This window comes from Fodinibius sp. GM108, from assembly GCF_058386985.1.
The window spans coordinates 750,381-766,281 of sequence record NZ_JBYEIR010000001.1 but is presented as its reverse complement, the minus strand read 5'-3'; the positions used below and the strand labels follow the sequence as shown (position 1 = coordinate 766,281).

At 44.5% G+C, this 15,901-nt stretch carries 12 protein-coding genes and 1 riboswitch; of the genes, 7 read left to right on the top strand and 5 right to left on the bottom strand.

The genetic code is table 11. The features are described 5' to 3' along the window. Positions 1 to 19 precede the first annotated feature (19 nt). The 5 genes from ACT3ID_RS03265 to ACT3ID_RS03245 all read right to left on the bottom strand — a co-directional run bounded on the left by ACT3ID_RS03265 (position 20) and on the right by ACT3ID_RS03245 (position 7,255). A complete protein-coding gene (locus tag ACT3ID_RS03265; protein ID WP_491540545.1) occupies positions 20 to 1,393 on the bottom strand; it encodes a RagB/SusD family nutrient uptake outer membrane protein in 1,374 nt (457 codons plus the stop codon). An 18-nt stretch (positions 1,394 to 1,411) separates the two neighbouring features. Then, the gene (locus tag ACT3ID_RS03260) at positions 1,412 to 4,699 is read right to left on the bottom strand and encodes a SusC/RagA family TonB-linked outer membrane protein (protein ID WP_491540544.1); all 3,288 of its coding nucleotides are present in this window, start codon (positions 4,697 to 4,699) and stop codon (positions 1,412 to 1,414) included. Continuing rightward, positions 4,692 to 5,831, bottom strand: coding sequence for a FecR family protein (locus ACT3ID_RS03255; protein ID WP_491540543.1), 1,140 nt, complete (start codon positions 5,829 to 5,831; stop codon positions 4,692 to 4,694). The genes ACT3ID_RS03260 and ACT3ID_RS03255 overlap by 8 nt, the downstream gene beginning before the upstream one ends. Before the next feature lie 156 nt (positions 5,832 to 5,987). Continuing rightward, positions 5,988 to 6,596 (bottom strand): RNA polymerase sigma factor, encoded by a 609-nt coding sequence (locus ACT3ID_RS03250; protein ID WP_491540542.1) that lies wholly within the window; start codon positions 6,594 to 6,596, stop codon positions 5,988 to 5,990. An 89-nt stretch (positions 6,597 to 6,685) separates the two neighbouring features. Further along, positions 6,686 to 7,255 (bottom strand): NlpC/P60 family protein, encoded by a 570-nt coding sequence (locus ACT3ID_RS03245; protein WP_491540541.1) that lies wholly within the window; start codon positions 7,253 to 7,255, stop codon positions 6,686 to 6,688. A 91-nt stretch (positions 7,256 to 7,346) separates the two neighbouring features. Here ACT3ID_RS03245 and ACT3ID_RS03240 point away from each other — a divergent pair, with 91 nt between their 5' ends. From ACT3ID_RS03240 to metX, 7 genes are all read left to right on the top strand, one after another. Beyond that, entirely contained in the window at positions 7,347 to 8,087 is a 741-nt protein-coding gene (locus ACT3ID_RS03240; RefSeq protein WP_491540540.1) for a pyridoxine 5'-phosphate synthase, read from the top strand. 3 nt (positions 8,088 to 8,090) lie between these two features. Then, positions 8,091 to 8,978, top strand: a complete 888-nt coding sequence (gene era, locus ACT3ID_RS03235; protein WP_491540539.1) for a GTPase Era — start codon at positions 8,091 to 8,093, stop codon at positions 8,976 to 8,978. Between the two features lie 511 nt (positions 8,979 to 9,489). Beyond that, positions 9,490 to 11,187 (top strand): M1 family metallopeptidase, encoded by a 1,698-nt coding sequence (locus tag ACT3ID_RS03230; protein WP_491540538.1) that lies wholly within the window; start codon positions 9,490 to 9,492, stop codon positions 11,185 to 11,187. Between the two features lies 1 nt (position 11,188). After that, positions 11,189 to 12,271, top strand: coding sequence for a PAS domain-containing sensor histidine kinase (locus ACT3ID_RS03225; RefSeq protein ID WP_491540537.1), 1,083 nt, complete (start codon positions 11,189 to 11,191; stop codon positions 12,269 to 12,271). Between the two features lie 396 nt (positions 12,272 to 12,667). Next, positions 12,668 to 12,785, top strand: a riboswitch (SAM riboswitch). A gap of 167 nt (positions 12,786 to 12,952) precedes the next feature. Next, positions 12,953 to 13,447 carry a CoA-binding protein gene (locus ACT3ID_RS03220; protein ID WP_491540536.1) on the top strand — a complete coding sequence of 165 codons (495 nt, stop codon included), beginning with the start codon at positions 12,953 to 12,955 and terminating at the stop codon, positions 13,445 to 13,447. Between the two features lie 27 nt (positions 13,448 to 13,474). Beyond that, positions 13,475 to 14,803: an O-acetylhomoserine aminocarboxypropyltransferase/cysteine synthase family protein gene (locus ACT3ID_RS03215; protein ID WP_491540535.1), complete on the top strand. Its 1,329-nt coding sequence runs from the start codon at positions 13,475 to 13,477 to the stop codon at positions 14,801 to 14,803. A gap of 47 nt (positions 14,804 to 14,850) precedes the next feature. After that, positions 14,851 to 15,900, top strand: coding sequence for a homoserine O-acetyltransferase MetX (metX, locus tag ACT3ID_RS03210; protein ID WP_491540534.1), 1,050 nt, complete (start codon positions 14,851 to 14,853; stop codon positions 15,898 to 15,900). The last annotated feature ends 1 nt before the right edge of the window (position 15,901 follow it).

Sequence of the window (15,901 nt, the reverse complement as noted above, 5' to 3'; positions counted from 1 at the left end):
ACTTTACGACAAATTATTGTCAGAAATTTTCGAAATTGATCTCTGACTGGGGCCGTGCCATCTGCTTAAAGATAGTACCAGTGAGTTTGTCATTCTGATCGATTTCATCCAGTCGATCATACCGCCTCATGTCGATCCACCGATGACCGAATTCAGCCCAAAGCGAATAACGCCGCTGGAGCAATATCTCATCAATCAGCGACTGCTCATCAAGTGTGCCGCCGTAATCGGCTAAATTCCAGGTGTTTCGCACGTAGTTAATAGCCTCGGCAGCATCCTCATAGCCTTCGAGCTGTGTTTGCGCTTCGGCATAAATCAGAATCAGCTCTTCGTTACGGATCATCGAAATGGGCGACTCTACACCTTCGTATCTGTTATCCTGATAATGAGCTTCCTCCGGCACATTGGCATTATTAATGGGAGAATCCCGCAAGAAAAATTTACGATCGATGCGGAGATCGCCGGCCAGTGTATCCTCAATCATTGAAGGATGTACCACTACGATTTCATCAGTACCTGAATTACGTGGTACGAAAAGCGGATTAAAGGTATCAGGCGGATCACCGTACGATAAATAAGCCCCTTTATTCATTACATCTTCGCCCTCAGCCAGCTCAAAGAACGGTTCGGCATTATTGAGAGCATCCAGTGCTCCCTGCCAGTCTTCGGCATAAATGGCAGCGCGTGCCGCAATAGCGCGATTAAGCTGTGCCATAGCCTCAGGATTTTCAAAGTCAGCAAATCCATCCGACAGATCAAAAAAGAAGTCATCGCCTGCATTTTGTAAATCCTGGTATCCATCATCAAGAATACCTCGGATATGAGCCAACGCATCTTCAAAATTTTCGAAGGGACCCAAGTTCTGAGGATCAGCCACATCTACGCGAATACCGTTTTCATATTGGGTCAAAAGTGGGATTAAAAACTGAAACCCCTGAATGGTTTTTGCATATCCTTTGACACCACTTTTTTCCTGATCGTTCAGCTGATCAGTGTTTTCAAGCGATTCGAGTATCAGGTTGACCTGCAAAATTGCAGAATAAGGTGTAGCATAGGCTGCTCCTGAACCAAAAAACGAGGGATCATTTTCAGCATCACCGTCAATACCCAGCCATTCGGTTAAAAATCGCCCATCGATACTGTCGAATCTCCAAACTTCACGACCAAAAGATCCCAGCAATGGAATAAGTCCACCGGCATATTGACGATTACGCAGTTCCAGACCCGTGATGAGATTTTGCATTTCGGGCTTGGTAGCATTATCCAATACCTGCTGTACAGATGGATTATTGGGATCAGTAACATTATCCGATCCTACCAATGATCCATCACAGTTTATCCCAAAAAACACCAGAATTAAACTGACACTTGCTATGTAAATTAATCGTTTCATAAAAATCGTATTTACAGATTAAAAATCGAGTTTGAGATGGAACATGAATTTTCGGGCGCTGGGATAGGCCGCAACCTCAATACCGGTACCAATTGCCGACGATCCAAATTCTGATACTTCAGGATCGTAACTGGGATAGTCCGAGAATAAAAGCACATTATTTCCGGAAGCTCCCAACTTAATATCGCGAACTGCTTCGCCTGCAAATCTTTCCAGAAAGCTAGAAGGCACGGTATAATAGAGACTTATTTCTCGTAGTTTCAAGTATCCCGCGTCTGCTACAAAGCGCCCTGCTCCTTCTCCGGGACGATCAAGCCCGTCGGGAACACCATCACCATTGCTGTCGTCATTCCAGTCGGGAGTCGTGCCGGCATTATCTGCCAAAAAGCGCCGCAGGTTAATAACCTTTTGCCCATGGCTGTAATGCCAGAAGAAGTTGAACTCCCAGTTATTCAAAAAGCTGAGTGTATTTGCCCATGAGAGCTGATAGTCTGGCTGGGAATCACCATACTCAGTAAACCGGCCCTCTTCACTATTAAAGGGCGTACCTACAATGGTAGTGGGTGAAAACCCTTCGGCAATGTAGAAGGTGCCCAGAGCCGCCCCGAAACCACCGGTTGTAAAAGCTGGTACTTTCAGATCTGTAATTTCGGCTCTGTTTTTCCACCAGTTAACCGTAGAATTCCAGCTGAATTTATCCAGCTGTACAGGTACCGTACGCAGCGAGAGTTCTACTCCTTCATTTTTCAGATCCGCTGCATTAGTCGCCATAACCTGCAATCCGGACGAGCCCGGGAGATCCTGATCCAGAATTAAATCACTTACATTTTTCTGATAGTAGGTCGCCTCCAGCGAAGCACGCCCGCCACGGAGTCCTAAGTCGGCTCCCACTTCAAGCTCCTGTGCAGTCTCCGGCTCAAGATTGGGATCAATCGTACGGGTAGAGCGGAATGTCCCCAGGTTACCGGAAATCAACCCACTGTTAAGGGCTTCGAATGTAACACCGAAGTTAGGCAATCCGCCCGTTTCGCCGTAGGCCCCGCGTAACTTAAACTGCTCCAGAATATCGGCCTGCCAAAAGTCAAAATTGGTCAGGTTGATCGCCAACGAAGCTTTTGGGAAAAAGTAGAAATTATCCTGATCAGCGTTCAGAGTCGACTTATCGAATCGCGCACCAACGGTACCAATCACCCTGTCAGCCCAGTTTACTTCCTGCTGGGCCACATATCCCACATCAGTAATATCTACAAAATTTTGATTGAAGATTTCCTGCAGGCTGGCATTTTCAACGTTCGTCTGTCCGGGCACCAGACCGCGTCCACGAACTTGTTGCAGCTGCCGCTCATTGTGATAGGTAGTGTAACCAGCCTGTGTAGTTAGGTTCCAGGGAGCATTTTCACTCCCTACTGTAGTATTGTAAACCAAAAACCCTTGCAGATTAATATTGAGCACCTTTTCTGCCGAGTGGATCACATCTCCGGGATTTGCCTGCGCCCGCTGAAATTGCAAAAAGGGCGGCATATAAGCTATGGTGGTCGAATTCATAAAATCCACGCCGCCGTCTAAATTTAAATCAAGCCTGTGGGCTCCGGATTCATATAATTTGAAGTTAGCTTCAAGAGACTGCAGAAACCTATTTACATCCTGCTCATTTTCACCGTACTCAATAAGCTCCAGCGGATTCATCTGGAAAAAAGGATTATCGGGATAATTTCCATTTTCATCCGGGAGCAACTGTGCAAATGGCGGTGTAAAAGCTACAGCCTGTACAACCGATCCGACGCCACCATTACCGGTCCATCCCCGGTTGCTCTCGGTGGTGATATAATTGGTGCTCGAAGACAGATCGATATTTTCGTTGAGCTGATGATCCAAATTGGCCCGCAGCGAATACCGATCGAATCCGGTGTTTTCAATTATTCCGTTTTCATCCTTAAAAGCTCCCGACACATAAAATTGTGTTTTGGCATCTCCGCCCGATACGCTGATTTGGGTATTCACCTGAGCACCTTTATTTCCGAATATTATATCTTCATAGTTCCGCAGCGTTCCGTTGGAAACGGCATCATTATACATCTGTTTAGCAGCTTGTGCAGTAGAAGAACCGGCTCCGTAAACCTGATCAATTTTCTCTTCGCTCCACGAAGCTGCTCCGATCTCATTGAGTATAGATGAATACCCCACATCCTGGCTGAAACTAACCTGGGTATCACCGCCGCTTCCCCGTTTGGTTTCAATAATGACAACACCTGCATTTGCCCGGGCTCCATAGATAGCGGCTGCCGACGGACCCTTAAGGATTTCGATTGATTCTATTTCATCGGGATTGAGATCCGCAAGCCTGTTTGCCCCGTCATCCTGATTTGGATCAGCCTGCGCACTTACGGCCGAAACACCGGTCACCAATTCATCATTATTTATATATACCCCGTCGACAATAATAAGTGGCTGCGAACTGCCCGCTCCGAGTGTACTGATTCCGCGCAGCTTAATGTCTACGCCACCGCCCGGCGCACCTCCTGCAGATGTCATATTCGTACCCACAACCTTACCCTGAAGGGCTCCATCTACTGTAGCGGGAGTTGTATTTCCAGCCAACTCATCGGCACTTATTTTAGTAACGGAGTTAGCAAGATTTTCACGCTTGACAGAGGAAGCAAGACCGGATACAACAACCTCATCAAGCTGCAGGGCAGACGATCTCATTACAATCTCAATTGTTGTCTCCCCTTCGGTAATCTCTACTGTTTGCTCATAGGTTTCGTAGCCAACAAATGTGGCACGCACCAGATATTCTCCTTCCGGAATATTTGTAATCTCAAATACACCGTCTGCATCAGATGCTGCTCCTATATTCAACTCGGGTAAAAACACGTTTACTCCCGGCATAGGATCTCCGGACGATTCATCAATGACTGTCCCGCGCAAATCCCCTTCCAGGATCTTCTCTTCATCCTTTTTAGGAATAATTACATACGACCGGTCGCCCTGCCGCTCATAGGATAGATTGAAGGGACTTAAAATTTTGCCCAGCTGTAACGCCAAATTCCCTTCAGTTTCTTTAACTGTTGAGGTCTTTACCTGTTTGCCTTCAATCAAGCTTACATCATACAGAAACACTACATTTCTGGCTTCTTCGATATCATCTAAAATTTGCTCGAGTGATATCGATTTTGATGCCTGGTAATCTCGCGCATCTATTAGCGACAGTATCTCATTGCCCTCGGATTGCGCGAAACTACTCTGTACAACCATCCCTGTGATAAGAAATACCAACAGAGTGTGTATGTATCTTTTTTTAATCATCTCGTCCCCGTTTGTTTGTGTTTTGTTTATAAAAGGAGCCTTCGGAAACAGCTTTCTTAAAAATTATTCGGTCTGCTGACTCAATTACTGAAATCTGCAGCGTTCGGCTTAAGGCGGATAAAAGCACTTCCAAGTCGTTATTTTCCACCGCACCCGAAACTCGTTCTGAAAGTAATTCCTGGTCCTCAATCTCAACTTCTTTACCGTAGATCTTCTCTATGCGATCAGCCACAGCCGTCAGAGATGTCTTTTCAAAAACAAATACTCCTTTGGTCCAGGAGGTGTAGGTTTGTGTATTTACATTCCGAACCCTGATATCTGACGACAATGTGCGACTAAATTCAGCCAATTCGTTTGGTTTTAAAATTTTCCTGTCACTGATACCCCCAGTGATGTTACCTCGTCTTATTGCTACTTCTCCTTTTTCAAGAATAACTTTTGTACGCTTATCCCACGTGTTTACCATAAAGCGAGTGCCCAGCACGTTTATATCACCGTCATCAGTTTCAACCTGGAAAACAGGTCCTGTATCAGCCGTGCGAGAGACAACATCAAAATATGCTTCACCCTCCAGCCGAATCTTTACAGTATCATCATAAACCCACCCGTCATGGTAAGTGACAGATGAATTTGCATTGAGTCTAATAGTGGTTCCGCTGTCAAGAGTGATGATCTTTCTTTCACCATAATCAGTAGCTGTTGTTAGCAGATTTGGCGGCGGATTTCTATTTTCATCAGGCGTTGAAACTTCAATAAAATCGGTAAACTCGATGGCCAGGAATGTTGTAATTATTAAAGCAAATGAAGCTGCGGCTGTCAGAACCCATCCATAAGAAGAATAAGTAGAAGCGTTTTTAGGTGAACGATGCCGTTTATCCGCAGATGATTCAATACGTTTATTTAACTTATCCCAGCTATTGTATTTTCGTTTTTCCGGTACCTTATACGCCTGCCGCTCAAGTTCCAGCACGATGTTGTTAGCAATGAGAACATCGTCGATACAATCCTCATGTTTTGAAATCCACTTTTGCCAGTAATCTCTTTCTTCGGCAGAAGCAGTGCCCATACACCAATTTCGAAATGAAGGATCACAAATAAGTTTTAGTATTCTTCGATCTGATTTTTTGGCCATACATATATTTCTGATAGTCTTCGCTAATAAAGAGGAGCAAACACTTTCCGTGTAATCAATGAAAAACAAAAAAATAACGCCCTTAATGAGATTTAAACGGCATATCTTTCAAAGAAGAGATCGGCGTATGATTTTTTTGTGCGTAAATGATGGGCTTTAAACAATTAGGAGAGCCAAAATAGAGAGCGCGATTTTAAATCCTTCTTTTTTAAAGGATTTGCGCAAGCGATCAATAGCACGGTACATATAGTTGCGAACAGTTTGATACTCGATGTTTAAAACTGTTCCTATTTCCGAATAGCTCATCCCTTCATAGTACTTTAAGAAAAGAACTTCTCGCTCACGCTGTGATAAATCATCAAATGCTTGCTGTAAGCTTTGGTGATTTTGCTGCTGTTTTTCCTCATCAATAATGGCTCTCTCAATGCTCATTACCTTTTTCATATTCACATTAAATTGGACAGAACCTTTTCGGGAGCTATGTCGTTTTTTAATCTGCTTCATTAACCTACGTCTGAAGCTGATCCACAAATATCCTCTGACATTTTGAACGTCAGACAAATCCGACCGTCCCTCCCAAAGCTGATAAAATAATTCCTGCAGGCAGTCCTCTACTATCTCCTCTTCTGTACTAACGGATAATCCGTAGTTAAAAAGAGAGTCGTAGTATCGAAGAAAAAGTGCGCGGAATGAATCTTTCTGTCCTTTTTTTATGTTCGCCCACAATTCCTCGTCAGATTGCGATATAGAGTGGGAACTGTCCACTTACAGTAACTTTTATTTGGAAACCGTATCTAGTATAACATACAGAACAGAAGAATCAATCCTTTTTTACAAGCCTAAACAACAAATTATCACAAAACCCGACGTGCTTCTAAAAATCTATTTCGCCAATAACTGTTGCCCAGCTTACTAATCATCACCCCATTTGATGTTGAAGCATGAAGAAACTCTCCCTGATTAACAGCTATACCTACATGAAGATCCTGGCGACCGGTTTTAAAAAATACAAGATCTCCTGAGCGCACAGCCTTTCGACGAATACCATCACCAACGTTAAGCTGACTTCGCGTGTTTGTCGGCAGATCAACGGCAAAGTATTCATCGAAAATAATATTAACGAAACGGGAACAATCCACTCCTTCTTTTGAGGTACCGCCCAAAACATACGGCGTGCCCTCCCAATCACGATAGGCCTGCATGAGTGATGCTTTTACAGCATCCAGAGAAGAAATGGCCATTGCCGGCGGCTTTGAATCAGATTCAGATGGTTCAGAATCTGAGGTGCCTGCACCGGCCGTATCAGTACTTGATACTGCAGCCGGACTGGAGTTCGGGGGATGAGTCGAACGTGGCACAACGCCGCAGGCTGTGGACAGCCATCCCATAAATAAAAGTAATAATAAGGTTTTTAGTCGCACCATCAGATTCTTTGAATTCAGACTTCAACTCTCCGCTAAATGATCTATATTTAAGAGTTTAAAGACAACTGTAAATTAAGCTTCATAATTTGCTATGCAACTTTTGGTAAATGTTGATCATGTGGCCACCCTGCGCAACGCACGGGGCGAAGGATATCCCGACCCAACGGAAGCCGCAAAAGTGTGTGAAGAGGCCGGAGCGGCAGGAATTGTTTTTCACCTGCGAAAAGATCGCCGCCATATTAAAACAGAAGATGTTTATAAGCTTAAGGAACATGTCTCGGGAACGCTGGATTTTGAGATGGCGGCGACCGAGGAAATGATCAGAATATCACTGGATGTGGATCCACATCTGGTCACGCTTGTGCCTGAAAGCCGGGAAGAGCTAACAACAGAAGGCGGACTTAATATGGCCACAGTTTTTGATGATTTTCAACAGCGGGTATTTCCAAAATTTCGACAAACCGACATCGAAATAAGCCTCTTCATCGATCCCAATAAAGAAGATATTGAACTGGCAAACGAACTCGGTACTGATGCGATTGAGCTCCATACCGGTACCTACGCCAACGCTCCTACAGAAAAGAAAAGGCTTCATGAGCTAGAGCGGTTGAAAGAAGCGGCTCAGCTTGCGCATAACCTGGGTATCAAGGTAAATGCGGGGCACGGACTAAACCTGGACAACTTGGGTCCGCTGGTTGAGAACGTTCCCCATCTGAACGATATCAGCATCGGTCATGCTCTGGTATCATCGTCTCTTTTTTACGGACTCGAAAGTACTGTAAAAAAGTTTTTAGCAATAATGCACGACAAACAGCTGCAAGACTATAGTTAAATCATGGAAAACACTGAAGGACATCGATCCGGTTACGTAGCCATTTTGGGCAAGCCCAACGCGGGAAAATCCACGTTGATGAACCGCCTGCTGGGCAATAAGATTTCGATTACCACACACAAACCGCAGACTACGCGTCATCAGATTCTGGGGATCCACTCCGAGGAAGATATGCAGATTATCTTTCTTGATACACCAGGCATTATCAATCCCAGTTACGAACTGCAAAAGGCAATGATGAAGACCGTAGACCGGGCCCGAAGGGATGCGGACATCCTCTTACTTATTGTTGATGTTACGGATCACCAAATCCCGCAGCGGATCTACAAGATGTTTAAAGAGATGAAAAACAAAGAGATTTTTTTGGTGATCAATAAGATTGACAAAGTCTCGGATCAAGAGGCTGAAGTAATCGCCAAACAGATACAAGAGAAGTTTGAGTTTGATGACACACTGTTCGTTTCCGCGTTGAATGGAACCGGACTGCAAAATTTGATGGATACAATAAAAGCTAATATCAAACCGGGTCCGCCCTTCTATCCGAAGGATATGATTAGCGAGCATCCTATCCGTTTCTTTGTGGCCGAAATGATCCGAGAGCAGCTTTTCCTGCTCTATCATCAGGAGATTCCTTATTCTGCGACCATCGATATTGTGCAGTATGATGAGCGGGACGATCTCGACTATATCAGCGCTGATATTATTGTCAATCGAGAGTCACAAAAAGGTATCCTCATCGGCAAGGGGGGCAAGGCCATCAAAAAGCTGGGCAAGAGCGCGCGCGAAGTCATTGAAGATTTCGTTGATAAGAAAGTATATCTGGATCTGCATGTGAAAGTCCGCGAAAAATGGCGCGAAGATCCGAGTCGGGTTCGGCATTATGGGTATTAAACGAATTATAGTAGTAAAGCATATAAGTTGTTACACCAAAGTAACACGGAGGATCACACAGAGAGTTTTTAGATATCCACTGAAATCCCTTCTACCCACGGATGAATCCGTGGGCTAAGAGTATTTTGTAAAAGCTCACTTAAAGTGAGTTTTGGTTTTTTACTTCTTAGCCTGATGATTCATCTTCAGGCGTGGTGGGTTATTTAGAAAATGATCAGCCGAACAATGTTCCTTCCTATATCTTATCTAAAAACTTCTTGAGGTCTCTCGCGAAGGATCCAATGAATTCTTATTCTAAAGCTTTTACAACAGTGAGGGACTGGAATATACTCTTGATATCTCTGTAAAAAGAATGGGTAATTCTTATCTTTCCTAAAGATAAGATCTTCTGCATTACCATGATTATAAACATGATAAATTATACCTGGCTCAAACGGTTCCCTATTATTTCCCACTAGTTGTAAAGCTCTTGACCAAATTATTTCACCTAATTTTTTGAAATAAATCCCACATGAAAACTTTTCACTCATTCCTTCGGCCCATTGGACTATTATTTTTAATGGGATTAATATCTTTTCCTGCCATCGCCCAGGATTCCGGCGTTCTTGCTACTGAAGCTGATACCCTACGCGGATCGATCACTCCGCAACGCGCCTGGTGGGATGTCGTCTACTACGATCTGCATGTAACAGTTGAGCCTGAAGATTCAACCATCAGCGGATATAATAATATCACATACAAAGTAACCGACGAACCGCGCCGAATGCAGATCGACCTGCAAGACCCACTGCAAATTGATCAAATCCAACAAAATGGAGAAGAATTATCCTATGAGCGCGCAAAAAACAGCTATGCCTATTTCGTGGATGTGCCAAGAGATCTCGATGAAGGTTCTATACATACAATTTCTGTTTATTATCAAGGCAAGCCGAAAGTCGCCCAAAATGCTCCTTGGGACGGCGGTTTTGTCTGGGCACAGGATTCCCTGGGCAACAACTGGATTGCAACCGCAAATCAGGGTCTCGGCGCCAGCGTCTGGTGGCCAAATAAGGACCATCAGACAGCCGAACCAGACAGCATGTCTATCATCATTACTGTGCCAAGTGAAATTAAAAATATATCTAACGGTCGCCTGCGTGATACGACACACCATGAAAATAGCATGACCACGTGGAGCTGGTTCGTTTCCAATCCCATAAACAACTATAATGTAGCTGTGAATGCCGGCAACTATGTTAACTTTTCGGATACATATGAAGGTAAAAACGGTACGCTTAACCTAAGCTATTGGGTACTGGAGCATAATCTGGAGAAAGCAAAAAAACAGTTCCAGCAGGTTAAACCGATGATGGAGTGTTTTGAGGATTGGTTCGGACCCTATCCTTTTTATGAAGACAGCTTCAAACTTGTGGAAACGCCGCACCTGGGGATGGAACATCAGAGTGCCGTGGCCTATGGAAATGAGTATCAGAACGGGTATTTGGGACGTGACCTCTCGGGCACTGGCTGGGGACTCAAATGGGATTTTATCATTATTCATGAGGCGGGCCATGAGTGGTGGGGCAACAGCATCACCACAAAAGATGTGGCCGATATGTGGGTACATGAAGGATTTACCAGCTATTCGGAGTCGATTTATACCGAATGCCGCTTTGGAAAAGAAGCTGGCGCCGAATATACCCGCGGAATTCGTGACGGAATTGAAAACAAAGAGCCAATCACCGGTGAATATGGCCTAAATAATGAAGGCTCCGGAGATATGTACAGCAAAGCTCACAATATGCTGCATATGATCCGCCAGATTGTAAATAATGATTCAACATGGAAAAATATTTTACGTGGATTGCAAAAAGAGTTTCGCCACCAAACAGTCAGTGCCGATGAGGTAGAGCGATACATCATCGAAAAATCGGGCAAAGACCTGGATGATATATTCGATCAATATCTGCATTATGCGGACCTCCCTGTGCTCAAATATGCTATTAAAGATGATGTTCTTTATTACCGCTGGGAAGCTGATATCCCGCAATTTAATATGCCGCTGGAAGTGACACTTGACGATGATGGTTACTCATTTATCTATCCAACTTCTGAACGATGGAAAAGATCGGATCTTCAGTTACAAAAAACAGAAGATTTTTCTGTCAATCCTGATTATTATATAAGGAAAGATTCGTTGGCAGCACCCACCTACTCTAAACCAAAATAAAATGGCAAGCGATATATTTCAGCATTTTGAAAACCAGTTAAATGACACCGAAGTAAATGTATCAAAGATATTGCTGAAGGCGATCGAAACGACCGGGGAGATGGTCATAGTAACAGATGCACCGGAAGTAATCGGAGAGGAGAAAATATTATTTGTAAACAAAGCTTTTGAAGAAGTTACGCAGTATTCTAGGGAAGAAGTATATGGGAAAGCACCGTCTTTTTTGCAGGGTCCGAAAACAGATCCAGAGGTTATTAAAGACCTGGTGCAAAAACTTAGCAATTGCAAACGCTTTACGGGTGAAACTTTTAACTATAAAAAAGACGGGTCGGCATATCGACTGCGATGGTCAATCGATCCCATCTATAATGATGAAGGGATAATAACGCATTTTGTTTCGGTTCAGCGGGATGTTACCGAAGAATGGAAGCGGCAGCAAAAACTGCAGGAAACTATTAAGGATCGGGAAATCCTCATTAAAGAAACCCACCACCGTATTAAAAATAACCTGGCGACGATTACCGGACTACTTGAATTACAAATTATGAAGAGCGAACAGGAAGAAGTAAAGGAAGTACTTTCTGAAAGCATGAACCGTGTGCAGTCGATAGCTTCTATTCACGAGAAGCTATACCAAACAGAAGGGCTTGCCAGCATTACGCTGGATTCCTATGTCAAAGATCTCGTTGAGCAGGTCAGCGGATCAATAGAAAATATTGACGGTTCAACGAATGTTAAATTTGAGTTACAATTAAACCCTGTTTCTCTGCCCATGCGACAGGCTGTTCCTCTGGGATTAATTTTGAATGAATTGATCACGAATGCTCACAAACATGCCTTTGATAAGGATGGCGGGACAATTTCTATTATCTGTAAAGAAGAAGGCGAAAAAATCCATTTGATTGTCAAAGATGACGGAAAGGGATTACCCGAGGATCTTGAAATTAAAAACACAAATTCACTGGGATTAAAACTAATTGATACACTGAACCAGCAGTTAGACGGCGAATACGACTTGATCTCTGAAGATGGAACCAAATTTGAGATGTATTTTATAAAACAAGAAGATGATCATACGTCTTAAATTTAAAACGTATGAAAAACAGATCTGTAATTAGAAAATTCGCATTTAGTGGTTGAAGATACTTGGTCTATTTCTTCTAAAAACCTTTTAGTCATCCTGAACTCCGATCCGCGATGACTGAGAGGTTTTTTCCCAACCGCTAAACGCGTTAGAAAAAAATTATTTAACACTTGTTTGGGTTGAGACAATACCTTAAGTTAGTGCTGAAATTAAAACACAAGTTATCTATGAATCGAATCACTGAAAATATCTGCTGCCTCTGTTGCATGTGCATGCTATGTATGCTACGCCTGCAACCGGAGGACTGAATTCGTTTCCACTTGTGAAGCAGTTTAAGGCCCTTCGGCGAATCCCGAAGGGCTTTTTTGTTAATTGTTCTTTTTGAATTACTGAACACTCTTATCAAGAAAGGCTGAGGGATCAGGCCCGAAGAAGCCTTGGCAACCGCCCCGCACATATTATGTCGGGGGTTAGGTGCTACTTCCTGCTCCGGTATACCGGGGAAAGATGAGAGATGAGGTCATTTATTTACCCGCAACGGGTTTATTTCAAAGCCTCTTCTAAGATCTTCTCCTTTATACCGGCCGAAGATCTTGGAAGAGGCTTTTTTATTTGCTGAGAAATTTTAATTACTGATGCCATCGCTTTCAGTGATGGCATCAGTCAGGTATGTATAAGTTCATGAAATCAACGTTTAACAACTGGTACGATGAAAAGATGCGCGCTACAGAAGAGCTCAACGCCGAAACTGATCGCGCCGAGCAAACGCTCGAGCAAGTTTCGACGATTGCTGTTGTCGGTCTTTCGCGCAGTTTTCACAAAGACAGCCAGTTTGTAGCGCGGTATCTCCAAAACGCCGGCTACACAATTGTTCCGGTTAATCCCAATGCGGATGAAATATTGGGTAAAAAATCATATCCGGACCTTAAAAGCATCCCCCACCCCATTGATGTGGTGGATGTATTCTTGCCACCCGACCATCTGCATAAAGCGGTGGATCAGGCTCTGGAATTGGAACCACAACCACGCGCTATCTGGCTACAGCTGGGAACGGGTGAACAACCTGAGCAAGCAGAAAAGATTAACGGATCGGGCATTGAGCTTTACGAAAACCGGTGTATTAAAGTCGATCACCAGTTTTTAATACGACCAAAAGAAGAGTCAGACGAAAATTAACAACAGTAACTTTACATCTATAACACTATGAGTACTAACGGACAAGAACGCAACTTTAAATTTGAAACACTACAGCTTCATGCAGGACAAGAGCCCGATCCTACAACCGGATCGCGAGCTGTCCCCATTTATCAAACGACATCATACGAATTTGATGATACCGAACATGCAGCCACGCTTTTTGCGCTAAAGGAGTTCGGCAATATCTATACGCGGATCATGAATCCTACGAATGATGTGTTTGAAAAGCGCATCGCCGCACTCGAAGGCGGAGCCGCTGCCGTAGCCACCGCTTCGGGACAATCGGCTCAGTTTATGACCATTGCCACCATCGCTCAGGCCGGTGACAACATCGTCTCAACCAGCTTTTTGTATGGAGGCACATACAATCAGTTTAAAGTAACCCTGCCCCGACTGGGTATCGATGTAAACTTTGTTGAAGACGACAAAGTTGAAAGCTACGAAGCTGCCATTGACGATAATACGAAAGCAATTTATGTGGAATCGATAGGAAATCCCCGCGGCAATGTGCCTGATTTTGACGGACTTTCTGATCTTGCCGAAAAGTACGGGATTCCCCTCATCGTTGATAACACGTTTGGTGCTGCGGGTGCTATTGCCCGACCTATTGAACATGGCGCGAACATCGTCGTAGAATCGGCCACAAAATGGATCGGCGGACACGGCACCAGCATCGGCGGAGTGATTGTGGATGCCGGCAACTTTAACTGGGGCAATGGCAACTTTCCCGTATTTACCGAACCATCTCCGGCTTATCACGGCCTTAACTTTTGGGAGACATTCGGTCCCGACGGTCCTTTCGGAAATATCGCTTTCGCAATCAGGGCGCGGGTAGAGGCCCTTCGCGACTTCGGTTCGGCACCGTCTCCATTTAACAGCTTTCTGTTTTTACAGGGATTGGAAACGCTGTCACTGCGTACTGAACGACACTGCGAAAATGCGCTTGCGCTGGCAGAGTGGCTGCAGGAACAAGATGCTGTCGAGTGGGTAAACTATACCGGATTACCCGACCATCCTTACCACGAGCGAGCTAAAAAATATTTAAATCCCGGCAAGTTTGGTGCAGTACTCACATTCGGCGTCAAAGGCGGTTTCGATTCAGCACGAACATTTATTGAGAACGTAGAGCTTGCCAGTCATCTGGCCAATGTAGGCGATGCCAAGACGCTGGTCATTCACCCGTCTTCGACAACACACCAACAGCTTAGCGACGAAGAACAGGCGTCCAGCGGGGTTGAACCTGATTTAATTCGCGTTTCTGTAGGCATCGAACATATCGATGATATCAAAGAAGACTTCGAAATAGCGTTCAGTAAGATTAAAACAACAGCATAAAATGAATATAGTGGAGTGTCCGCTCGTACTATATGAACTATTAAATAATGAGTATTCAACAAACACAAAGTTTTGATGAGCCCTTTGTCACAGAAGGCGGTTCGGCTATTCCCGAACCTGTGATCGCCTATCAAACCTGGGGAGAACTTAATGCCGAACGGGATAATGTAGTGCTTGTGTGTCATGCTCTGACGGGCAACACCGAAGCGGATGAATGGTTCGGCGGCCTTTTTGGAGCTGGCAAGGCCCTGGATCCCAACAAGCATTTTATTATCTGTCCCAATGTACTGGGCAGCTTTTATGGCACAACAGGGCCAACTTCTGTAAATCCCCAAACCGGAGACCTATATCGCATCGATTTTCCCGAGGTTACCATCAGAGATATCGTTCGCCTGCAGCAAAAGCTTTTTGATGAGCTACAGATCAGCGGTATTGAACTGGTAATCGGCGGATCAATGGGCGGCATGCAGGCGCTCGAGTGGTGCATTATGGATGAGCGACCGAAATCCGCAGCACTCATTGGCATGGGCAAAAAGCACCGTCCATGGGCTATTGGCATCAGTCACACCCAAAGACAGGCCATTATTAACGATCCGAACTGGAATGGCGGGTACTATTCGGAAGAGAATCCTCCTGAAAAAGGATTGGCGCTGGCCCGCATGATTGCAATGAACAGCTATCGCCATCCCAGTGATTTCGATAAGAAATTTGGTCGCCGCCTGCAGGATGGCACGGATCAGTTCGAGGTAGAATCGTACCTCAGCTACCAGGGACAAAAACTTGTCGGCCGGTTCGATGCGGTATCATATATCCGGCTTACGCAGGCCATGGATTCTCATGACGTAGCCCGCGAACGCTCCAATTTTAAAAGTGTCCTTCAGCAGCTGTCTATACCCGCCGTTGCTATTGGTATCGACAGCGATCTGCTTTATCCGCGGGAAGAGTGTCAAGAGCTGGCCCGGCTATTACCCCGTGGACAATACAAAGAAATCGAGTCGCGGCACGGGCACGATGCGTTTCTTATCGAATTCGATCAGCTTAACGCAATTATCAAATCATTTAAATCAGAACTAACTCAACGTACAGTACAACCCTAAT